We start from the raw sequence: 21,715 nt of genomic DNA, 5'->3' as shown, positions 1-21,715 counted from the left end.
GGACTCCTGTTTAGCGCGCTTCCTGCACGGCGGCAGTCGGTTGTTCAAAGTGGTAGCGGCCGGTTTTCAGGCTGCTTGGACCCAGACGCGCAAACTTGAACATCAGGTACATTTCAGCCACCAGGAACAGGGTGTACAAGCCGCAAATCAGCCCCATCGAGAACAGAATGTCGCCCGCGGTCAGCGAAGAGTTGGCGACTGCGGTCGGCAGCACCTCACCAATCGCCCACGGTTGACGGCCGTATTCCGCCACGAACCAGCCGGCTTCCACCGCGATCCACGGCAGCGGCAAGCCATACAGCGCCGCACGCAACAGCCATTTTTTCTGGCCGATGCGGCCGCGCACCACGCTCAGGAAGGACAGACCGATAATCAGCAGCATCAGCACGCCACAGGCCACCATGATGCGGAAGGCGAAGTACAGCGGCGCCACGCGTGGAATGGAGTCCTTGGTCGCCTGCTGGATCTGCGCTTCCGTCGCGTCGCTGACGTTCGGGGTATAACGCTTCAGCAGCATGCCGTAGCCCAGGTCTTGCTTGGTTTTGTTGAATTCCGCACGCACCGCAGGATCGGTATTGCCGCCGCGCAGCTCTTCCAGCAGCTGGTAGGCTTTCATGCCGTTGCGGATGCGCACTTCATGTTGCGCCAGCAGATCTTTCAGGCCGGTGACCTGAGTGTCGGTGGAACGCGTGGCGATCAGGCCAAGCGCATACGGGATCTGAATAGAGAAGGAGTTTTCCATCTTGTCCTGATCGGGGATGCCGAACAGGGTGAAGGACGCCGGCGCCGGCTGGGTATCCCACTCCGCTTCGATGGCGGCCAGTTTGGTTTTCTGTACGTCGCCCATTTCGTAACCGGATTCGTCACCCAGCACGATCACCGACAGCACCGCAGCCATGCCGAAGCTGGCGGCGATGGCGAAGGAGCGTTTGGCGAAAGCGATGTCGCGGCCCTTCAGCAGGTAGTAAGCGCTGATGCCCAGCACGAACATGGCGCCGGTGGTGTAGCCTGCAGCCACGGTGTGAACGAATTTCACCTGCGCAACCGGGTTAAGCACCAACTCGGAGAAGCTGACCATCTCCATGCGCATGGTTTCGAAGTTGAAATCCGACGCGATCGGGTTCTGCATCCAGCCGTTGGCGACCAGGATCCACAGCGCGGACAGGTTGGAGCCGAGGGCCACGAACCAGGTTACCGCCATGTGCTGCACCTTGCTCAGACGATCCCAGCCGAAGAAGAACAGGCCGACCAGCGTCGATTCAAGGAAGAACGCCATCAGACCTTCGATAGCCAGAGGGGCCCCGAAGATATCGCCGACGTAATGAGAGAAATATGACCAGTTAGTCCCGAACTGGAACTCCATGGTCAAACCGGTGGCCACACCCAGAGCAAAGTTAATCGCAAATAACTTTCCCCAGAATTTGGTCATGTCTTTATAGATTTGTTTGCCAGACAGGACATATACCGTTTCCATAATTGCCAGCAAGAACGCCATACCGAGCGTTAATGGGACAAATAAGAAATGGTACATCGCCGTTAAAGCAAACTGTAAGCGCGACAGTTCGACAATATCAAACATCTTGACTCCTTGCTCCTCGCAGGAAGACTCCGACACGCGGTTATCGGCACGCTTCTTTCAAAGCCGCCAGTAACGCCCCGCAGTGAATGCCCTTAAACACAACAAATTTGATCCAGCTTCTCCGCTTTCAACCGCACACTCGGCCAATAGCCCGCACGGGCCGTCGACAAGCACGCCACTGAAAACCGACAACGGGTAACAAATGCAACAAGATCAACCATCCATAATCACAACATGGATGATACTCGCCCAATCCCACACAATAAATAGGTTTTTACGTGACGTGGGTTGGACTTTTGGTTACAGGTCAAATCTTAGCCGAAAGAGGTACTTCGGCCTAATTTGATCTGAGACAATTTAAGCCTATCCGCATATTATTTCCATATTCATCAGCACATTTCGCATAATTTTCTTAGGGTCATGTTGCGCAATGGTTTAATTGTTTTTTAATGATATTTTTGTGTTAAATAAATGTAATTCAAAAGAGCCGCCATTGTATTATTACGCACTTATTATGCGACATAATTAACCTTTTATTTCCAATAAGCCGTGACAGTGATAGCAGTCACAAAACAACAAATCTCTCTCCAATATTAGTCTATTTCTCGCAATGGGATCGTAAAGGTTGCGATTTTGTAGCAAAATGACCACTTATGTTAAAATTGCATTGAGTGACAATAACTTATGAAAAAAATCATCTTTGCCTCTGTCTTGGGACTCTCGGGAAACGCCATGGCCGCCGAAACGGTAAATATCACCCTGTTGGGCACCTCCGATCTGCACGGCACTTTCGTGCCCTGGGACTACGCCAGCGACACGGAAAACCTGGCGGGCAGCCTGAGCCAGATAGCCACCCAGGTCAAAAAGGTGCGCGCCGAACAGCCCAACCTGATTCTGGTGGACGCCGGCGACACCATCCAGGGCAACTTCGTCGAAACCTTCAAACAGGAGGCCGTCAGCCCGATGATGCTGGGCCTCAACGCGCTTGACTACGACGTTTGGGTGATGGGCAACCACGAATTCGACTTCGGTCTGCCGGCGCTGGCCACGCCGCTCAAACAGTTTAAAGGCGCGGCGCTGGCGGGCAACATCGTCTGGGACAACGGCAAACCTTATCTGCCGGCCTATACCATCCTCGAACGCCAGGGCGTGAAGATCGGCATCATCGGCATGGACACGCCGATGACTGCGGAATTCGCCAAGGGCACCGATCGTATCAAAGGACTGAACTTCACCGATCCGGTACAGGCGGTGAAACAGGTCATCAGGCAGATCGACGGCCAGGTCGACGCGATCGTGCTGGTCGCGCATATGGGCATCGACAACGAGAACCAGCGCCCCGGCACCGGCGTGGCGGACATCGCCAACGCCAACCCGGAGCTGGCGGCGATCGTCGCCGGCCACATGCATGTGAAAATCGACAAAGCGGTGGTGAACGGCGTCATCATCACGGAGCCGGATAAGTACGGTCGCGCGCTGTCACGCATTGACCTGCAATTTGAACGCCGCGATGGCAAATTCACGCTGATCGACAAAAACAGCTACACCTATTCCATCAAGGGGCTGGCGCCGGACAGCGCCATGCAGGCTCTCTACCAGCCGTATCATGACATTTTGCGCGCCAACGCCAACCGAGTCGTGGCGAAGCTGAGCGGCAGCGATCTGGTGCCTGCCGACGAGTTCCGCGGCATTCCTCAGGTACACGTTCAGGATACCGGCATCAGTGAGTTATTCCAGCAGGCCGCCCGTCACTATGCACCGCTGGCGCAGGTGATCGCCCTGCAGATCGACAACGATCGCGCCAAACTGGATGTCGGCGACATCAAGGCCAAGGATATCGCCTTTAACTACCAATACGCCGGCGGCGAGATCACCGTTTATCAGCTCAACGGCAACGCGCTCAAACGCTACATGGAGTGGTCTGCCGATTATTTCAATCAGCTGCAGCCGGGCGACGTCACCTACAGCTTTAACCCGGCGCGGCGCTCGTCCAAATATTCCACCAACGATTTCTTCGACGGCGTCACTTACACCATCGATCTGCGTCAACCGGCCGGTTCACGCATCGTCAGTCTGCGCCTGGCAGACGGCACGCCGGTCACCGACGACATGCCGATCCGCCTGGGTATGAACAGTTACCGTATGGGCCACCTGACGCAGAAGGGCGGCGCGCTGGAGGGGCAATCCTTCCCGGTGCTGTTCGACAGCAAAGCGCAATACGGTGAAGAAGAAGGCACCATTCGCAACCTGACTCTGCGCTACCTGACGGAAGTGAAACACGGCCAGTATCAGAGCGTGCCGCCGCAGCGCTGGAAACTGGTTGGCATGGAAGGATACGAACCGCAGCGGGCGATCGTCAAACGGCTGCTCAATGAAGGCGTTATCCAGGTGCCGACCACCGACGACGGGCGCTACACCAACGTCGCCTCGATCAACGTCAAAGACGCGCTGTTCAACAATGCCGACGATTACCGCACCGCCCTCACCTCGCTGGAGCAACAGCGCCAAGCCGCCGCGGATCCGGTGCGGCAGCGCCGCCTGCAGGATCGGATCGCGCTGATCAAGGCGCTTAACGACTTCTGATCTTCACCCATAAAAAAGGCCACCCAATGGGTGGCCAAACATGTCGAGATAGTGTTATTTCGTACTCAATGCTTAGCGCTTCAGCACCGCTTTTACCGCGTCGCCGATGTCCGCCAGGCTGCGAACGGTTTTCACGCCCGCCGCTTCCAGCGCAGCAAACTTCTCGTCCGCCGTGCCCTTGCCGCCTGCGATGATGGCGCCCGCGTGGCCCATACGCTTGCCTTTCGGCGCGGTCACGCCGGCGATGTAACCCACGACCGGTTTGGTGACGTGTTCTTTGATGTAAGCTGCCGCTTCTTCTTCAGCGCTGCCGCCGATCTCACCGATCATCACGATCGCTTCGGTCTGCGGATCCTGCTGGAACATCTTCAGGATATCGATGAAGTTGGAGCCCGGGATCGGGTCGCCGCCGATGCCCACGCAGGTGGACTGGCCCAGACCGGCATCGGTGGTTTGTTTCACCGCTTCATAGGTCAGGGTACCGGAGCGGGAAACGATGCCCACTTTGCCCGGCAGGTGGATGTGGCCAGGCATGATGCCGATTTTGCACTCGCCCGGGGTGATCACGCCAGGGCAGTTCGGCCCGATCATGCGCACGCCGGCTTCGTCCAGCTTCACTTTCACGGTCAGCATGTCCAGAGTCGGGATGCCTTCGGTGATGGTGATGATCAGTTTGATGCCGGCATCGATCGCTTCCAGAATGGAGTCTTTGCAGAACGGCGCTGGAACGTAGATGACAGAGGCCGTCGCGCCGGTCGCTTCAACCGCTTCACGCACGGTGTTGAACACCGGCAGACCCAGGTGCTGAGTGCCGCCTTTGCCTGGGGTGACGCCGCCAACCATTTTGGTGCCGTAAGCGATAGCTTGTTCGGAGTGGAAAGTCCCCTGGCTACCGGTGAAGCCCTGGCAAATTACTTTGGTGTTTTTATCGATTAAGATGGACATTATTTACCCTCCACTGCTGCAACAACTTGCTGAGCCGCATCAGTCAGGCTGGTCGCAGCAATGATATTCAGACCGCTGTCCGCCAGTTTCTTGGCGCCCAGTTCGGCGTTGTTCCCTTCCAGGCGCACCACGACCGGGACGTTAACGCCCACTTCAGCCACTGCGCCGATGATGCCGTCAGCGATCAGATCGCAACGTACGATACCACCGAAGATGTTAACCAGAACCGCTTTCACCTTGTCGTCGGACAGGATGATTTTGAACGCTTCGGTCACGCGCTCTTTGGTCGCGCCGCCGCCAACGTCCAGGAAGTTGGCCGGTTCGCCGCCGTGCAGTTTAACGATGTCCATGGTGCCCATCGCCAGACCGGCGCCGTTCACCATGCAGCCGATGTTGCCGTCGAGGGCAACGTAGTTCAGCTCCCACTGAGCCGCACGGGATTCACGCTCGTCTTCCTGAGAAGGGTCACGCATTTCACGCAGTTCAGGCTGACGGAACAGGGCGTTGCCGTCGGCGCCCAGTTTGCCGTCCAGGCACACCAGATCGCCCTGCTTGGTGATCACCAGCGGGTTGATCTCAACCATCGCCAGGTCGCGCTCCAGGAACAGCGTCGCCAGACCCATGAAGATCTTGGCGAACTGGCTGACTTGCTTGCCGGTCAGGCCCAGTTTAAAGGCCAGCTCACGGCCCTGATAAGGCTGTGGACCCGCCAGCGGATCGATGGTCATTTTGTGGATCAGTTCCGGGGTTTCTTCCGCCACTTTCTCGATTTCCACGCCGCCTTCGGTAGACGCCATGAATACGATGCGACGGGTCGCGCGGTCTACAACGGCGCCCAGGTACAGCTCTTTATCGATGTCGGTCGCCGCTTCTACCAGGATCTGGTTAACCGGCTGGCCCAGCGCGTCAGTCTGGTAAGTCACCAGACGTTTGCCCAACCAGGCTTCCGCGAAGGCACGGATATCTTCTTTGCTGTTGACGACTTTAACGCCGCCCGCTTTACCGCGGCCGCCAGCATGAACCTGACATTTCACCACCCACGGGCCGGAGCCGATTTTGGATGCGGCTTCTTCTGCTTCACGCGGAGTGGTACAGGCGTAACCGGTTGGTGCCGGCATGCCATACCGAGCAAACAGCTGTTTTGCCTGATATTCGTGTAAATTCATGATGTTCTATCCATTCAGTTCTGAAGGTTTTTAGCCGGACCATTATTACGCGGTAAACCGCATGGTTTTCCGGCCACATAGCACAGAGTGCGGGCGCGGCATGCCGCACCCGGCAAGGGTTACTAGACGTCCAGCAGCAGACGAGCCGGATCTTCCAGCATCTCTTTGACCGTCACCAGATAACCGACGGATTCTTTACCGTCGATCAGGCGGTGGTCATAAGACAGCGCCAGATACATCATCGGCTGGATCACCACCTGACCATTGACCGCCATTGGGCGATCTTTGATGGCGTGCATGCCCAGGATGGCGCTCTGCGGCGGGTTGATGATCGGGGTGGACATCAGGGAGCCGAATACGCCGCCGTTGGTAATGGTGAAGTTACCGCCGGTCAGCTCTTCCACGGTCAGTTTGCCGTCGCGGCCCTTAACGGCCAGCTCTTTGATTTTCTTCTCGATGTCAGCCATACTCATGGCGTCCACATCGCGCAGTACCGGCGTCACCAGGCCGCGCGGAGTAGAAACCGCGATGCTGATGTCGAAGTAGTTGTGGTAAACCACGTCGGAACCGTCGATCGACGCGTTCACTTCCGGGAAACGCTTCAGCGCTTCAACCACCGCCTTGATGTAGAAGGACATGAAGCCCAGACGCACGCCGTGGCGTTTCTCGAAGGCTTCGCCGTACTGCTTGCGCAGATCCATGATCGGCTGCATGTTGATTTCGTTGAAGGTGGTCAACATCGCGGTGCTGTTTTTCGCTTCCAGCAGACGCTCGGCGACGCGTTTGCGCAGGCGGGTCATCGGCACGCGTTTTTCGCTGCGGCCGGCCAGAGCAGGCTGCGGCGCGGCTTCAGCTGCGGCTGGTTTGGCAGCGGCGCCGCCTTTGGCCAGGTGCGCTTCCACGTCTTCACGCGTAATGCGGCCACCCACGCCGGTGCCTTTGATGGCGCCGGCATCGAGATCGTGTTCAGCAATCAGGCGGCGAATCGCCGGGCTGAGCGCGTCATTGCTTTCTTCTTCCAGGCTCGCGGTCGCGCGCTGTGCAGGCGTGGCTTCTTTCTCCTGGCTCTTCTCAGCGGTCGGCTTGCCGGAGCTGTCGCCCGGACGGATGCGGCCGAGCAGCTGGCGAGACAGTACGGTCGCGCCCTCTTCTTCCACGATAGCATCGAGAATACCCGCTTCACTGGCCGGCACTTCCAACACCACTTTGTCGGTTTCGATTTCAACCAGGACTTCGTCACGCTGAACGCTGTCGCCCGGTTTCTTGTGCCAGGTGGCTACGGTCGCATCGGCAACCGATTCAGGAAGGTCAGGAACCAGAATATCTACGCTACTCATTTAGCTTTCCCTTAAGTTTTTTATCATCTGCTTGCCGGCCCCTCGGCCGGCAAGCGAGCGAACATTAGTCAATATTCAGCGCATCATTCACCAGAGCCTGCTGCTGCTTCTGGTGTACGGACATATAACCCACCGCCGGAGAGGCGGAGGCCGGACGTCCTGCGTAACGTAAAGAAGCCCCGAACGGCACCACTTCACGGAAGTTGTGTTGGCTGCAGTACCAGGCGCCCTGGTTCAGCGGCTCTTCCTGACACCAGACGAAGTCATGCACGTGCGAGTATTGCTCCAGCACGGCCTGCACGGCCTGATGCGGGAACGGATACAGCTGCTCGATGCGCACGATGGCCACGTCTTTCTGCTCGTTCTTGCGACGCTGTTCCAGCAGGTCGTAGTAAACCTTACCGGAGCACAGCACGACGCGCTTGACCGCTTTCGGATCCAAATCGTCGATCTCGCCGATCGCCGGCAGGAAGGTGCCATTGGCCAGCTCGTCCAGCGAAGAGACCGCCAGCGGGTGACGCAGCAGCGACTTCGGCGACATCACCACCAGCGGACGACGCATACCGCGCAGCGCCTGACGACGCAGCATGTGGTAAACCTGCGCCGGCGTGGACGGGACGCACACCTGCATGTTCTGCTCAGCGCACAGCTGCAGATAACGTTCCAGACGCGCGGAGGAGTGCTCTGGGCCCTGGCCTTCATAGCCGTGCGGCAGCAGCATCACCAGGCCGCACATACGGCCCCATTTTTGCTCACCGGAGCTGATGAACTGGTCGATAACAACCTGCGCGCCGTTGGCGAAGTCGCCGAACTGCGCTTCCCAGATGGTCAGCGTGCGCGGTTCCGCCGTGGCGTAGCCGTATTCGAACGCCAGCACCGCCTCTTCAGACAGCACGGAGTCCCAGACCTTGAATTCGCCCTGGCCGCTGTGGATATTCGCCAGCGGAACATAGACCGAACCGTTTTTCTGGTTGTGCACCACCGCGTGACGGTGGAAGAAGGTGCCGCGGCCGGCGTCTTCGCCGGAGATGCGGATTGGAATGCCTTCATCCGCCATGGTGGCGTAGGCCAGCGTTTCGGCGGCGCCCCAGTCGAACGGCTTGTTGCCCGCCGCCATCTCGGCGCGGTCAGCGTAGATTTTCGCCACGCGTGACTGCATTTCGATCGCTTCCGGCACGGTGCTGATGCGGCGGCCCAGTTCCTGCAGACGCTTCATCTCAACCTTGCTCGGGTACTCTTCGTCCCACTCGTGGTTCAGGTACGGCGACCAGGTGAAGGAGTGCAGATTCATCGGACGCCATTCTTCAACCACACAATCGCCGCGGTCGAGCGCATCACGATACAGGTTGACCATTTCCGTGGCATCTTCCAGGCTGGCCACTTTCTGTTCGGTCAGAATGTCAGCGTAGATTTTGCGCGGCGTAGGGTGTTTCTTGATCTTCTGATACATCACCGGCTGGGTGGCGCTCGGCTCATCGGCCTCGTTGTGCCCATGGCGACGGTAGCAGACCAGATCGATCATCACGTCACGCTTAAAGGTGTTACGGAAATCCAACGCCAGGCGAGTGACGAAGGCCACGGCTTCCGGATCGTCCGCGTTAACGTGGAAGATCGGCGCCTGAACCATTTTGGCGATGTCGGTGCAGTATTCGGTAGAGCGCGCATCCAGCGGGTTGGAGGTGGTGAAGCCAACCTGGTTGTTGATGACGATGCGCACGGTGCCGCCCACTTCGTAGCCGCGAGCCTGAGACATGTTCAGGGTTTCCTGAACCACGCCCTGGCCGGTAATGGCGGCGTCGCCGTGGATGGTGATCGGCAGCACCATGTTGCTGCGCGCTTCGTCCAGACGATCGCGACGGGCGCGAACCGACCCCATGACCACCGGGCTGACGATCTCCAGGTGCGACGGGTTGAACGCCAGCGCCAGGTGAACCATGCCGCCTTCGGTTTCCACGTCGGAGGAGAAGCCCTGGTGATATTTCACGTCACCGGTGCCGAGGTGTTCTTTATGCTTGCCGGCGAATTCGTCGAACAGGTCGGCCGGTTTTTTGCCCAGCACGTTGATCAGCACGTTCAGACGGCCGCGGTGGGCCATGCCCAACACCACTTCACGCGTGCCGTTCTTGCCGGCGTGGCGCACCATCTCTTTCAGCATCGGCACCAGCGCGTCGCCGCCTTCCAGCGAGAAGCGTTTGGCGCCCGGGAATTTGGCGCCCAGGTAGCGTTCCAGGCCTTCCGCAGCGGTCAGCTCGTTCAGGAAACGGCGTTTTTCGTCGGCGGTAAAGCTGGCGCGCCCCACCACCGACTCGATGCGCTGCTGGATCCAGCGTTTCTCTTCGGTGTTGGTGATGTGCATGTATTCAGCGCCGATCGAACCGCAGTAGGTCTGCTTCAGCGCGGCGTACAGATCGCCCAGCTTCATGGTTTCTTTGCCGATGGCGAAAGATCCCACGTTGAAGGTTTCCTGGAAATCGGCTTCGGTCAGGTTGTGGTAAGCGGGCTCAAGGTCAGGAACTTGCTCACGCTGCCACAGGCCGAGCGGATCGAGGTTGGCATGCTGATGTCCGCGGAAGCGGAAGGCGTTGATCAGCTGCAGTACCTTGACCTGTTTGGCGTCGGTTGCCGGATCGGTGATGGTGGTGTTGTAGCGCGCGGAGTCTTTCGCCAGGCGGCGGAAGTAGTCGCGCGTTTGAGAGTGGAGCTGATCGGGTTTGACACCCGCGGTTGGTAGCTGTTGAAAAATGGAACGCCAGCTATCTTCAACGGAACCCGGATCGGTTAAGAAATCTTCATAGAGCTGCTCTATGTAAGACTGGTTCGCGCCCGCCAGATAGGAGGAATCCAGCCAGGCCTTCATTGCGCCGTTCTGCATCATGATCCCTTAAGCTTTGAAGCTTTAGTTTTCGCCGTGGTTAACATAATTACCGTGATGAATACGGTTTGCCGTAAAACGGTTCACTCGACGTACTTGCGGCCATGACGGCCCGATACGTTCTGTTATGGACCTTGCGGTCCCTTACAAGGAACCTCTAAAAACCGGCGGAAGAACCAGGCTGCATAGCGCCGCAGCCGCGGGTCAGTTTTTAGAGGTTCCCTCCCCTATGGGATGTGCGCCGGAAAAGAGCCCGGCGCAGCATCTCATTCCGTTTATGCGCCGCGTTGCAGCAGCATGGACTTGATATGCCCGATCGCACGCGTCGGGTTCAAGCCTTTAGGACATACACTGACACAATTCATAATGCTATGGCAGCGGAAAACACTAAAAGCATCGTCCAGATCATCTAAACGTTCTTGCGTTTCCGTGTCACGGCTGTCGATCAGGAAGCGATACGCCGCCAACAGACCGGCAGGCCCGATGAACTTGTCCGGGTTCCACCAGAACGATGGGCAAGAAGTCGAGCAGCAGGCGCACAGGATGCACTCGTACAGACCGTCCAGCTTGGCGCGCTGTTCCGGCGACTGCAGGTGCTCACGCGCCGGCGGATTCTTGCCGTCGTTCAGCAGGTATGGCTTGATCTTTTCATACTGGGTGTAGAACTGCCCCATATCCACCACCAGATCGCGCACCACCGGCAGCCCCGGCAGCGGACGGATCACGATCTTGCCGTTGCCTTTGCGCAGCGACGAAACCGGAGTGATGCACGCCAGGCCGTTTTTACCGTTCATATTCAGGCCGTCGGAACCGCACACGCCTTCGCGGCATGAGCGACGGAACGACAGGGTCGGATCTTTTTCTTTCAGCTGGATCAACGCATCCAGCAGCATCATGTCACGGCCTTCTTCCGCTTCCAGGGTGTAGTCCTGCATGTGCGGCGCGTCGTCGACATCCGGATTGTAGCGATAAATGGAAAATTCGAGTTTCATCTGTCGATCTCCGCAATTAGTAAGAACGCACTTTCGGCGGGAATGCCGGGCGCAGCTTCGGTTGCATGTTCACTTCACGACGCGTCATGCTTTCCGATTGCGGCAGATACAGCGAATGGCACAGCCAGTTGGCGTCATCGCGTTCCGGGTAGTCGAAGCGGCTGTGTGCGCCACGGCTCTCGGTACGGAAGTTGGCCGACACGGCGGTGGAATACGCGGTCTCCATCAGGTTATCCAACTCCAGGCACTCGATGCGCTGGGTGTTGAACTCGCTGGAGGTATCGTCCAGGCGTGCGTTCTTCAGACGTTCACGGATCACTTTCAGTTCTTCCAGGCCCTTGGCCATCGCATCGCCTTCGCGGAATACCGAGAAGTTGTGCTGCATGCAAGACTGCAGCGCTTTGCGAATTTCGACCGGGTCTTCGCCGGAACGGGTATTGTTCCAACGGTTCAGACGATCAAGCGAAGCTTCCACGTCGGAGTCGCTGGCGTCACGGCTCACGCCCTGCTCTTCCAACGATTCCTGCAGGTGCATGCCGGCGGAACGGCCGAACACCACCAGGTCCAGCAGCGAGTTGCCACCCAGACGGTTGGCGCCGTGCACCGATACGCAGGCGATTTCGCCCACGGCGAACAACCCCGGGATCACCACGTCTTCGCCTTTCTCGTTTACGGTCAGCGCCTGACCGGTCACCTTGGTCGGAATGCCGCCCATCATATAGTGACAGGTTGGGATAACCGGGATCGGCTCTTTCACCGGATCGACGTGCGCGAAGGTGCGGGACAGCTCCAGAATGCCCGGCAGACGGGATTCCAGCACCTCTTTGCCCAGGTGATCCAGCTTCAGCTTGGCGTGCGGGCCCCAAGGACCGTCGCAGCCGCGGCCTTCGCGGATTTCGATCATGATCGAACGGGCAACCACGTCGCGCCCCGCCAGATCTTTGGCGTTCGGCGCATAACGCTCCATGAAGCGCTCGCCGTGCTTGTTCAGCAGGTAACCACCTTCGCCGCGGCAGCCTTCGGTCACCAGCACGCCCGCGCCGGCGATGCCGGTCGGGTGGAACTGCCACATTTCCATGTCCTGCACCGGCACGCCGGCGCGCAGCGCCATGCCGACACCGTCGCCGGTGTTGATGTGGGCGTTGGTGGTGGACTGGTAAATACGGCCTGCGCCGCCGGTCGCCAGCACGGTGGCCTTGGCTTTGAAGTAAACCACTTCACCGGTTTCGATGCAGATAGCCGTGGTGCCGACCACCGCGCCGTCCTGGTTTTTCACCAGATCGAGCGCATACCACTCAGAGAAAATGGTGGTGTGGTTTTTCAGGTTCTGTTGGTACAGGGTGTGCAGCAGCGCGTGGCCGGTACGGTCGGCTGCGGCGGCGGTACGCGCCGCCTGCTCGCCGCCGAAGTTCAGCGACTGGCCGCCGAACGGACGCTGATAGATGCGGCCGTCGTCCAGGCGAGAGAACGGCAGACCCATGTGTTCCAGTTCCAGAATCGCTTCCGGGCCGGTTTTACACATATATTCGATGGCGTCCTGGTCACCGATATAGTCGGAACCTTTCACCGTGTCGTACATATGCCATTCCCAGTTGTCCTCGTGGCTGTTGCCGAGCGCGACGGTAATGCCGCCCTGGGCGGACACGGTATGGGAACGGGTCGGGAAAACTTTGGACAGCAGGGCACAGGTCGAGCCCGCTTGGGAAATTTGCAGCGCGGCACGCATGCCCGCACCGCCGGCGCCGATTACGACGGCATCAAACTCTCTGACTGGCAGTTTCATTTAAGCACCCCACACTACGATTGTTCCGTACAGTAAATAGACCAGCAACGCGACCACGACAGCCAGCTGCAACACCAGGCGAACCGCCAGCGGCTTGACGTAGTCCGTCAGCACCTGCCACAGCCCGATCCAGGCGTGAACCAGAATCGACAGCAAGGTCAGCAGAGTGAACACTTTCGTAATGGAAGTGGCGAAGAAACCGCGCCAGATGTCATAAGTGAGTTCCGGAGCCGTGACGAAAAAGCCCAGGATATACAGGACGTACAGGGTGATGATGATAGCGGAAGCACGCAGCAGCAGCCAATCGTGCACGCCGTTGCGCCCTAATGCAGAAACGTTGTTTACCATACGAGGACTCCAGCCAGAACTGACAGCACGACGGTCAGACCGATCGCCACCTGGGCGGAACGGGTGCCGGCGGCCAAACTCTCTTCGATGTAGCCAAAATCCATTAACAAGTGACGGATGCCACCGCAAATGTGATAGGCCAGCGCCGTGAGGATGCCCCAGAATATGAATTTGACGATGAAGCTATTCATGATGGCGGCCGCCTGCAGGAACCCCTCTTGGGAAGAGAGTGACAGGCCCAGCAGCCAGAGGAGGATACCCACGGCAACGAAGGTAATTACGCCAGAGACTCGGTGTAAGATAGACGCTATCGCAGTTACGGGGAACCGGATCGTTTGCAGATCCAAGTTGACAGGTCGTTGTTTTTTCACGTATTTGCCCACACAGCTCTTATTATTTTCCTTCCTCCGGGCCTGGGCGGGGATCAGACAGCGTTAAGAGCCTAAAACCCTTACACGTCACGCGCTCAAACATCAACATCCTCTGTGCTCAAACGGCGCGCATTTATAACGCTGGGTGCTCCTACTTCAGGGTAATCCGGAGACCTGGCGGCAGTATAGGAGGATCACATTCTGATTACAATTCTCATACAACCGCTTTGATAACATTTCCCCCGAACAGTGATTCAGATCACGGATTTCACAATTAGTGCAAAATTAATTATCTGATTTGACAAGAGATCAACATTTCCATTACATATAGGGGCACAAACGGTCCTATGATGCGCTACGGGTCAGCAGATACACTTCCCCCCGGGTTCGAGTTATGCAACAGTGTATTTGGCGAACCTATCCCAATAGCCGTTGTTTCCCGCTCGATTTTGCCGGCGTCAAAAAGCAAATAAAGCAAATAAAAACAGTTTATTGGGATAGGTTCACATCTCTTCGAACAGCTCATAGGTAAGATTAACAGACTATAACGAATTACTCTGAATCGTTAACAACTGGTCACCCGTCTCGTTCGCCTGGTCAGCACTCTGTACCCTACCCGCGCACAGTTGCGCAGTCGCTCACAGAGTTAGCGTCCGCACCATTTTTTGCGGGCAACCTGCAGAGATTTAAGGTATTTCAGTTGTTAGTGGTTTTTAAAATAAGGCGCTAAGGAGACAGTAAATGACTGATAAGAAAGCGACGCTAACCATTAACGACAGCGAAGCTCCGATCGAACTGGGCGTATTGACACCGACACTTGGCCCTGATGTCCTCGATGTCCGCGCTCTGGGTTCCAAAGGTTATTTCACATTTGATCCCGGCTTTACCTCCACCGCTTCTTGCGAATCCAAGATTACCTTCATCGACGGCGACAAAGGCGTGCTGCTGCACCGCGGCTTCCCTATCGAACAGCTGGCGAAAGAATCTTCCTACCTGGAAGTGTGCTACATCCTGCTGTACGGCGAGACCCCGACGCCGGAAGAGTTCGAGACCTTCAAAACGACCGTAACCCGTCACACCATGATCCACGACCAGATCACCCATCTGTTCCGTGGCTTCCGTCGCGACTCGCACCCGATGGCGGTGCTGTGCGGCGTGACCGGCGCGCTGGCGGCGTTCTACCACGATGCGCTGGACGTCAACAACGAGCGTCACCGTGAAATCACCGCGTTCCGTCTGCTGTCCAAAATGCCGACCGTGGCCGCGATGTGCTACAAATACTCCCTGGGCCAGCCGTTCGTTTATCCGCGCAACGATCTGTCCTATGCCGGCAACTTCCTGCACATGATGTTCGCCACCCCGTGCGAAGAGTACGTGGTGAACCCGGTATTGGAACGCGCCATGGATCGCATCCTGATCCTGCACGCCGACCATGAGCAGAACGCCTCTACCTCGACCGTGCGCACCGCCGGCTCTTCCGGCGCCAACCCGTTCGCCTGCATCGCGGCCGGCATCGCCTCCCTGTGGGGGCCGGCGCACGGCGGCGCCAACGAAGCGGCGCTGAAAATGCTGGAAGAGATCAAGACCGTCGATCACATTCCGGAATTCATCAAGCGCGCCAAGGACAAGAACGACTCCTTCCGCCTGATGGGCTTCGGCCACCGCGTGTACAAGAACTACGATCCGCGCGCCACCGTGATGCGCGAGACCTGTCACGAAGTGCTGAAAGAGCTGAACAAGAAGGACGACAACCTGCTGCAGGTGGCGATGGAGCTGGAGCACATCGCGCTGAACGACCCGTACTTCATCGAGAAGAAACTGTACCCGAACGTCGACTTCTACTCAGGCATCATCCTGAAGGCGATGGGCATTCCTTCTTCCATGTTCACCGTGATCTTCGCCATCGCGCGCACCATCGGCTGGATCGCGCACTGGAACGAAATGCACGACGAAGGCATCAAAATTGCCCGTCCGCGTCAGCTGTACACCGGCTATGCCGAGCGTGATTTCAAATCCCAGCTGAAAACCAAGTAAGCCGCTTCCCCGGCTGAAACCGCACAGCGCCGCCCCTTCGGGCGGCGTTTTTTTTTGCTTATTTCTGGCAGCCCGGGCACCAATAAAACGGCCGCGACGACAGGTCGGTGCGCACAATCATCGCGCCGCAGCGCTCACAGGGCTCGCCGCTGCGATGAAACACCTTGAAGCGAAACAGCGCGCCGTGATGGCGGTTCTCATCCGCCTGCCCACGCGTCTGATAGGAAAGACGCGGCACCGCCAGCAGCGCCTCCGCCAGACGCCAAAGCGCTTCCGGCACCAGATCCTGCGGTTTGTGCTGCGGCGCCAGTTCGGCCTGCCACAGAATTTCGGCGCGCAGATAATTGCCCAATCCGGCGAGAAACGCCTGGTCGAGCAGCATGCCGCCCAGCTGCCTGCGGCGAAAACGCGGCGTCAGCAAACGCTCCTGCACCTCATCCACCGTCAACGACATGTCCAGCACGTCGGGGCCGATGCGTTGCAGGAACGGGTGCTGTTCTATCTCCTCGCGCGGCCCGACGGTGATGTCGGACGCGCTGTAGAGCAATATTGCGCTGCGAGCGGTTTCCAGCCGCACCCGCAGATCGCGCTTGGTCTCCGGCGTCTCTCCCGCCGCCGCCACTTTCCATACGCCGTACAGCTGGTTATGGCTGTACATCGTCAGCCCATTGGAAAAGTGGGTCAACAGCGCCTTGCCGCGCGGCTCGATGGCGACGATGCGCTCGCCGAGCAAATGCTGGCGGTAGTGCTTCAACTGGGGAAAAGCGAAATCGACGGCGGTCAGCGGCTGATCGATCACCGCCGCCGCCAGTTTGTCCGCCGCCCGGCGGATCTCCGGTCCTTCCGGCATAGACCACTCCTTGCGTAGACCCGGCGCAGCCCGATGCGCCGGGGATTCTCTTGATTAATGCGTCGCGCCGCCCACCACTTTCAGATCGTGTTCCACCTGCAAAGCGATGGAAACGGCCAGCTCCAGCGCAAACAGCACCGTCGAAGCCGCCATGCTCGGCGCGCCGGGGTGCGCCGCCGCCTGCTCAGGCAGATACGGGATATGGATAAAACCGCCCTTCACCTCGCGCTGGCCGCTCAAACGGTGCAGCAGCCCATACATCACATGGTTGCACACGTAGGTGCCGGCAGTCTGCGAAACGGCGGCCGGAATGCCGGCCTCGCGCATCGAACTCACCATCGCTTTGATCGGCAAAGTGCTGAAATAGGCCGCCGGACCGCCGGCGACGATCGGCTCATCCACCGGCTGCTGCCCCTGATTGTCGGGAATACGCGCATCGTCGACGTTGATCGCCACCCGTTCAATCGTGATATCGGTGCGGCCGCCGGCCTGGCCGATAGCCAGCACCATCACCGGCTGCACCTCGTCGATCGCCGCATTGAGCGCCTCCAGCGCGGCCCCGAACACGCACGGCAACTGGCGCGCCACGATACGCGTGCCCACCAGTTCCATATCGTTGAGCTGCTTCACCACTTCCCAGGAGGGATTGAGGCGCTCGCCGCCAAACGGCTCGAAGCCGGTAATCAATACTTTTTGCATCCTTACTCCTACAGGAACATCAGGAAATACAGCAGGAACACGTTAACCAACAGCAGCAGCACGCCGGTCGGCACCTGCGCCTTGATCACCGCATTCTTGTCCGGCAACTCCAGCAGCGCCGCCGGCACAATGTTGAAGTTCGCCGCCATCGGCGTCATCAGGGTGCCGCAATAGCCGGAGAACATGCCGATCGCCGCCATCACCGCCGGGTTGCCGCCGTGCTGCAACACCAGGATCGGAATGCCGATGCCGGCGGTAACGATCGGGAAAGCGGCGAAGGCGTTGCCCATCACCATGGTCAGCACCGCCATACCGATAGCGTAGACCGCCACGGCGATAAAACGGTTATCGACCGCCAGATATTCCTGGGTCAAATGCGAGATCGCAGTGCCAACGCCGGCGACGGTAAACAGCAGCCCCAGCGTGGCGAGGATCTGCGGCAGAATGAACGCCCAGCCGATCGAATCCAGCAGGCGCCGCGCTTCCTGTATCGGCTGCAGCGCCTTCTCATGGGTCATTGTCACCGCGATCGCCAACCCGATCAGGCAGCCGACGGTCATCGAGAACAGGGTGATCAGCGTCGCGTGGTTACCGCTGCCGAATACCGCGTTTTGCAACGCCGGCACGTTGTTGAACAGCAGCACGCCGACCACCGTCACCACCGGGATCGCCAGCGCGGGAATGAACAGCTTGTTGCCCAGGCGCTTGGCGCTCGCCTCGCGCTCCTGCGGCGTCCGCTGGTGATAGCTGCCGAGGCGCACGCCGCCGAAGCCGGCAATCAGGGCCATCACCACCACCACCGCGCCAACGATGATATGCAGCATGCGTTTTTCGTTACTGCCCTCGCCCAGTACATCGCCCAGCAGGCGATAAGTCCAGTCGCCGACCAGGAATACCAGGCCGTACAGCCCCCAAAACAGCCCGGTGGTGATGCGGCGCGGGTTGGCGCGATCGCGCAAGGACATCACCGCCACAATCAGCAGCACCGCGCCGGCCAGCCAGTAAAGGTATTGTTGCTGGAAGTTCATCGCGCTTCCCCCTTCGCCTGCAGCGCCGCCTGATTCAGCTGCGCCAGCTCGGCGCTCAGCTGTTTATCCATCCGATACAGCCGGAACGCGTGGATCAGGAAAGCGAAAATGGCGGTCGGAATGCCCCACAGCGCGATATGCAGCGGCTCGGTCTGAATGCCGCCGGACTCCAGCATAAAGTTATGCATGAAGATGATCGCACCGAAGGCGACGAAGATATCCTCGCCGAAGAACAGCCCGACGTTGTCGGTAGCGGCCGACATGGCGCGCAGGCGGTGGCGGGTGCGCTCCGGCAGCTCGCCGTAGCGGTTTTCCGTCGCCCCTTCCGCCATCGGCGCCAGCAGCGGCCGCACCATCTGCGGATGCCCGCCCAGGCTGGTCAGCCCCATCGCCGCGGTGATCTCGCGCACGAACAGGTACACGATCAGCAAACGGCCGGCGGTGGCGCTTTTGATCTTGGCGATCCACGCCTGCGCCCGCTCTTTCAGCCCGTGGCGCTCCAGCAGGCCGATCACCGCCAGCGGCAGCAGCAGGATCAGCGGCAGGTTGCGGGTGTTGAGAAAGCCCTCGCCGAGCTTTTCCAGAATGACGTCCAGCGGCATCAGCGCCGCCAGACCGGTGATGATGCCGGCGGCGATCACCACCAGCACCGGATTGAAACGCAATACAAACCCGACCACGATCGCGGCGATGCCGATCAGTGGCCAGAGATTCACGGCCTGTTCCATAGTCTTCCCTCGATATTTTCTAATAATTTTTTGTTTGTGATGTTGTGTCTTGCTTTACTGCTCTGCGCTGACGCGGATGCCCTGTTGAACAAAACTGTCCCGCAGCTTGCGCGCATACGCCAGCGCATGCTCGCCGTCCCCGTGCAGGCAGACGGTCTCCGCCTGTACGGCGGTCCAAACGCCATCGACGCTGCGCACCCGGTGATGGCGCACCATCTCCAGGGTTTGCGCCAGCGCTTGTTCGTCATCCTCGATCAATGCCCCCGGCAAACCGCGCGGCACCAGCGTGCCGTCGGCCTGATAACCGCGATCGGCGAACACCTCCTGCCGGGTGGTCAGACCGAGCCGTTGCCCGGCGCGGATCAGCTCGCTGCCGGCCAGCCCCACCAGCCGCAGCGCCGGATCGACCGCCTGCACCGCCCGGGCGATGGCTTCCGCCAGCGCCGGCTCAACCGCCGCCTGGTTGTACAGCATGCCGTGCGGCTTAACGTGCACCATCACCCCGCCCTCGGCGCGGGCGATGGCCGCCAGCGCCCCGAGCTGATACACCACCTGCGCGTACACCGTTTCCGGCGGCAGCTGCATGCGAGTGCGGCCGAAATTCTCCCGATCGGGAAAACTCGGGTGGGCGCCGATCGCCACGCCGTACTGCAATGCCCAGCGCACCGACTGACGCATGGTCTGCGCATCGCCGGCGTGGAAGCCGCAGGCGATGTTGGCCGAACTCACCAATTGCAACAGCGCCTGGTCGTTGGCGCAGCCTTCGCCGAGATCGGCGTTCAAATCAACGATCATGTAACCCCCAGGCAATCTGTCGAAGGAAAAGATCCTGCTCGGCCTTGGCGCGCTGCGCCTCGGCCAGTGAACAGAGAACGAAATGGATCGGTTCGCCGAGACGGATCTGCGCCAAATGGTAAAGATCGGCTTCGATCACGCAGGCGATGCGCGGGTAACCGCCGGTGGTTTGCGCATCGGCCATCAGCACGATCGGCTGGCCGTTGTGCGGCACCTGCACCACGCCGGGCATCAGGCCGTGCGACAGCATCTCTCTGTCGGTGGTGCGTGCCAGCGGCGTGCCGCCGTGCAGACGGTAGCCCATGCGGTTGCTCTGCGGGCTGAGCTGCCAGGCGACGCGCCAAAACGCATCTTGCGCCTCTTCGCTGAATTCGGCGTACTCCGGCCCCGGCAACGCACGGATGCGATTGGTAAACAGCAACTGCTTCACGCCACAGCGGGTTTGCGGCAGCGCGGTGGATTTGCCCAGCGGCAACCGATCGCCGTCCTTCAGATTACGCCCCTCGCACCCGCCAAAAGCGGCTTTCATGTCGGTGCTGCGCGAGCCCAGCATTTCCGGCACGGCGATACCGCCGGCGATCGCGAGATAACTGCGCATGCCGCGCTTCGGCGTGCCCAGCACCAGACGCTGCCCCTTTTTCACCGGGTAGCGCCAGCCGGTCCACAGCGGCTTACCGTCCAGCTGCGCGTCGCAGCCGGCGCCGGTCAGGGCGATCCAGCCGGGACGGGTAAACTCGGCGCTGAACTGGCCGAGCGTGATCTCCAGCCCGGCGGCCTCCGGCGCGTTGCCCACCAGCAGGTTGGCGATCTTCAGCGCCGGTTGATCCAACGCGCCGCCGGTACTGATGCCCAGACGGCGAAATCCTTCACGGCCCAAATCCTGCACCGTGGTATAGATGCCGGCGCGCAGAATAATCAGCATACGCCCTCCTTCTGCGGCACAAAGCGTACGCTATCGCCCGGGCGCAGCAGCGTCGGCGGCATTTCATGGGGATTGAACAACGCCAGCGGCGTGCGGCCGATCAGTTGCCAGCCGCCGGGCGTCGCTAGCGGATAGATGCCGGTCTGGCCGCCGCCGATACCGACAGAGCCGGCCGCCACAGCCAGACGCGGTTCGGCGCGGCGCGGCGTCGCCAGTTTTTCCGGCATGCCGCCCAAATAGGAGAAGCCCGGCTGAAAGCCGAGAAAATAGACCACGTAAGCCGCCGCCGCGTGGCATTCCACCACCTGCCGCGGCGTCATGCCGGTATGGCGCGCCACGTCATCCAGATCGGGGCCTTGCTCCCCGCCGTAGACCACCGGAATATCCACCTGACGCGACTCCGGCGTCAGGCGCTCTTTGCTTTCCCACCCCTGCTGCAGTAACGCGAGCATCGCTTCGGCGTCGGCCTGCGGCGTATGCAACAGCAGCGTCAGGTTGTTCATTCCCGGCACCACTTCCCGCACGTCAGGATGATGATTCAGCTTTTCCGCCAGCGCCCAGATGCGCTGCTGGCTCGGCAACGTCACCGGCGGTGACAGTTCAAGCACTACCGCTCTTTCACCTAAAAGGTAATAACGCGCTTGTTGCACCCTTATTCTCCTTATTATTATCGCGCTGAAAAA

Annotated in this window: 18 protein-coding genes; 2 read left to right on the top strand and 16 right to left on the bottom strand. The window is 59.5% G+C overall.

Annotated elements, in window-relative coordinates; all coding sequences use genetic code 11:
• Positions 1-10 precede the first annotated feature (10 nt).
• Positions 11-1,579, bottom strand: coding sequence for a cytochrome ubiquinol oxidase subunit I (gene cydA, locus EDY99_RS02995; protein WP_004939873.1), 1,569 nt, complete (start codon positions 1,577-1,579; stop codon positions 11-13).
• A gap of 684 nt (positions 1,580-2,263) precedes the next feature.
• Between cydA and EDY99_RS02990 the strand changes: the two genes are divergently transcribed.
• The gene (locus EDY99_RS02990; RefSeq protein ID WP_123061449.1) at positions 2,264-4,162 is read left to right on the top strand and encodes a bifunctional UDP-sugar hydrolase/5'-nucleotidase; all 1,899 of its coding nucleotides are present in this window, start codon (positions 2,264-2,266) and stop codon (positions 4,160-4,162) included.
• Positions 4,163-4,234: 72 nt separating this feature from the next.
• On the opposite strand, the gene sucD is transcribed toward EDY99_RS02990, so the two are convergent.
• From sucD to sdhC, 8 genes are all read right to left on the bottom strand, one after another.
• A complete protein-coding gene (gene sucD, locus EDY99_RS02985) occupies positions 4,235-5,107 on the bottom strand; it encodes a succinate--CoA ligase subunit alpha (RefSeq protein WP_004939878.1) in 873 nt (290 codons plus the stop codon).
• Positions 5,107-6,273 (bottom strand): ADP-forming succinate--CoA ligase subunit beta, encoded by a 1,167-nt coding sequence (gene sucC / locus EDY99_RS02980; protein ID WP_015376978.1) that lies wholly within the window; start codon positions 6,271-6,273, stop codon positions 5,107-5,109. Before sucC ends, sucD begins: the two co-directional genes overlap by 1 nt.
• Positions 6,274-6,395: 122 nt before the next feature.
• Positions 6,396-7,610 carry a 2-oxoglutarate dehydrogenase complex dihydrolipoyllysine-residue succinyltransferase gene (odhB, locus tag EDY99_RS02975; RefSeq protein WP_033642197.1) on the bottom strand — a complete coding sequence of 405 codons (1,215 nt, stop codon included), beginning with the start codon at positions 7,608-7,610 and terminating at the stop codon, positions 6,396-6,398.
• A gap of 64 nt (positions 7,611-7,674) precedes the next feature.
• Positions 7,675-10,482 carry a 2-oxoglutarate dehydrogenase E1 component gene (gene sucA, locus EDY99_RS02970; RefSeq protein ID WP_033644215.1) on the bottom strand — a complete coding sequence of 936 codons (2,808 nt, stop codon included), beginning with the start codon at positions 10,480-10,482 and terminating at the stop codon, positions 7,675-7,677.
• Positions 10,483-10,757: 275 nt separating this feature from the next.
• Positions 10,758-11,474, bottom strand: coding sequence for a succinate dehydrogenase iron-sulfur subunit (locus EDY99_RS02965; RefSeq protein ID WP_015376975.1), 717 nt, complete (start codon positions 11,472-11,474; stop codon positions 10,758-10,760).
• Between the two features lie 16 nt (positions 11,475-11,490).
• On the bottom strand, positions 11,491-13,257 hold the full coding sequence (gene sdhA, locus EDY99_RS02960; RefSeq protein ID WP_015376974.1) for a succinate dehydrogenase flavoprotein subunit: 1,767 nt from the start codon (positions 13,255-13,257) through the stop codon (positions 11,491-11,493).
• Entirely contained in the window at positions 13,258-13,605 is a 348-nt protein-coding gene (gene sdhD, locus EDY99_RS02955) for a succinate dehydrogenase membrane anchor subunit (RefSeq protein WP_004939891.1), read from the bottom strand. It lies immediately after the preceding gene.
• Positions 13,599-13,988 carry a succinate dehydrogenase cytochrome b556 subunit gene (gene sdhC / locus EDY99_RS02950; protein ID WP_004939893.1) on the bottom strand — a complete coding sequence of 130 codons (390 nt, stop codon included), beginning with the start codon at positions 13,986-13,988 and terminating at the stop codon, positions 13,599-13,601. Before sdhC ends, sdhD begins: the two co-directional genes overlap by 7 nt.
• 729 nt (positions 13,989-14,717) lie before the next feature.
• Here sdhC and EDY99_RS02945 point away from each other — a divergent pair.
• Positions 14,718-16,010, top strand: a complete 1,293-nt coding sequence (locus EDY99_RS02945) for a citrate synthase (protein WP_033642196.1) — start codon at positions 14,718-14,720, stop codon at positions 16,008-16,010.
• 58 nt (positions 16,011-16,068) lie between these two features.
• On the opposite strand, the gene nei is transcribed toward EDY99_RS02945, so the two are convergent.
• The 7 genes from nei to pxpB are packed head-to-tail and all read right to left on the bottom strand — an operon-like array spanning position 16,069 to position 21,682.
• The gene (gene nei / locus EDY99_RS02940) at positions 16,069-16,860 is read right to left on the bottom strand and encodes an endonuclease VIII (RefSeq protein WP_123061448.1); all 792 of its coding nucleotides are present in this window, start codon (positions 16,858-16,860) and stop codon (positions 16,069-16,071) included.
• A 54-nt stretch (positions 16,861-16,914) separates the two neighbouring features.
• The gene (pcp, locus tag EDY99_RS02935; protein ID WP_016928732.1) at positions 16,915-17,559 is read right to left on the bottom strand and encodes a pyroglutamyl-peptidase I; all 645 of its coding nucleotides are present in this window, start codon (positions 17,557-17,559) and stop codon (positions 16,915-16,917) included.
• 8 nt (positions 17,560-17,567) lie between these two features.
• The gene (locus EDY99_RS02930) at positions 17,568-18,587 is read right to left on the bottom strand and encodes a DUF979 domain-containing protein (RefSeq protein WP_033642193.1); all 1,020 of its coding nucleotides are present in this window, start codon (positions 18,585-18,587) and stop codon (positions 17,568-17,570) included.
• Positions 18,584-19,315: a DUF969 domain-containing protein gene (locus tag EDY99_RS02925; protein ID WP_016928734.1), complete on the bottom strand. Its 732-nt coding sequence runs from the start codon at positions 19,313-19,315 to the stop codon at positions 18,584-18,586. The genes EDY99_RS02930 and EDY99_RS02925 overlap by 4 nt, the downstream gene beginning before the upstream one ends.
• A gap of 54 nt (positions 19,316-19,369) precedes the next feature.
• Complete coding sequence (gene pxpA, locus EDY99_RS02920) at positions 19,370-20,110, bottom strand: 5-oxoprolinase subunit PxpA (RefSeq protein WP_004939906.1); 741 nt, start codon at positions 20,108-20,110, stop codon at positions 19,370-19,372.
• Positions 20,100-21,032, bottom strand: a complete 933-nt coding sequence (gene pxpC, locus EDY99_RS02915; protein ID WP_123061447.1) for a 5-oxoprolinase subunit PxpC — start codon at positions 21,030-21,032, stop codon at positions 20,100-20,102. Before pxpC ends, pxpA begins: the two co-directional genes overlap by 11 nt.
• Complete coding sequence (gene pxpB / locus EDY99_RS02910) at positions 21,026-21,682, bottom strand: 5-oxoprolinase subunit PxpB (protein ID WP_096242011.1); 657 nt, start codon at positions 21,680-21,682, stop codon at positions 21,026-21,028. Before pxpB ends, pxpC begins: the two co-directional genes overlap by 7 nt.
• Between the last annotated feature and the right edge of the window lie 33 nt (positions 21,683-21,715).

This window comes from Serratia sp. LS-1, assembly GCF_003719595.1.
GTDB lineage: Bacteria > Pseudomonadota > Gammaproteobacteria > Enterobacterales > Enterobacteriaceae > Serratia > Serratia ureilytica.
This window is presented reverse-complemented; position numbering and strand designations above follow the sequence as displayed.

Excerpts from the sequence above, each read along its gene's own strand:
- EDY99_RS02930 (WP_033642193.1), bottom strand. The coding sequence starts at position 18,587 with ATGAACTTCCAGCAACAATACCTTTACTGGCTGGCCGGCGCGGTGCTG.
- sucA (WP_033644215.1), bottom strand. The coding sequence starts at position 10,482 with ATGCAGAACGGCGCAATGAAGGCCTGGCTGGATTCCTCCTATCTGGCG.
- sdhD (WP_004939891.1), bottom strand. The coding sequence starts at position 13,605 with ATGGTAAACAACGTTTCTGCATTAGGGCGCAACGGCGTGCACGATTGG.
- sucC (WP_015376978.1), bottom strand. The coding sequence starts at position 6,273 with ATGAATTTACACGAATATCAGGCAAAACAGCTGTTTGCTCGGTATGGC.
- EDY99_RS02925 (WP_016928734.1), bottom strand. The coding sequence starts at position 19,315 with ATGGAACAGGCCGTGAATCTCTGGCCACTGATCGGCATCGCCGCGATC.
- pxpC (WP_123061447.1), bottom strand. The coding sequence starts at position 21,032 with ATGCTGATTATTCTGCGCGCCGGCATCTATACCACGGTGCAGGATTTG.
- sdhA (WP_015376974.1), bottom strand. The coding sequence starts at position 13,257 with ATGAAACTGCCAGTCAGAGAGTTTGATGCCGTCGTAATCGGCGCCGGC.
- EDY99_RS02945 (WP_033642196.1), top strand. The coding sequence starts at position 14,718 with ATGACTGATAAGAAAGCGACGCTAACCATTAACGACAGCGAAGCTCCG.
- EDY99_RS02990 (WP_123061449.1), top strand. The coding sequence starts at position 2,264 with ATGAAAAAAATCATCTTTGCCTCTGTCTTGGGACTCTCGGGAAACGCC.
- cydA (WP_004939873.1), bottom strand. The coding sequence starts at position 1,579 with ATGTTTGATATTGTCGAACTGTCGCGCTTACAGTTTGCTTTAACGGCG.
- pcp (WP_016928732.1), bottom strand. The coding sequence starts at position 17,559 with ATGCAAAAAGTATTGATTACCGGCTTCGAGCCGTTTGGCGGCGAGCGC.
- nei (WP_123061448.1), bottom strand. The coding sequence starts at position 16,860 with ATGCCGGAAGGACCGGAGATCCGCCGGGCGGCGGACAAACTGGCGGCG.
- pxpA (WP_004939906.1), bottom strand. The coding sequence starts at position 20,110 with ATGATCGTTGATTTGAACGCCGATCTCGGCGAAGGCTGCGCCAACGAC.
- EDY99_RS02965 (WP_015376975.1), bottom strand. The coding sequence starts at position 11,474 with ATGAAACTCGAATTTTCCATTTATCGCTACAATCCGGATGTCGACGAC.
- sucD (WP_004939878.1), bottom strand. The coding sequence starts at position 5,107 with ATGTCCATCTTAATCGATAAAAACACCAAAGTAATTTGCCAGGGCTTC.
- odhB (WP_033642197.1), bottom strand. The coding sequence starts at position 7,610 with ATGAGTAGCGTAGATATTCTGGTTCCTGACCTTCCTGAATCGGTTGCC.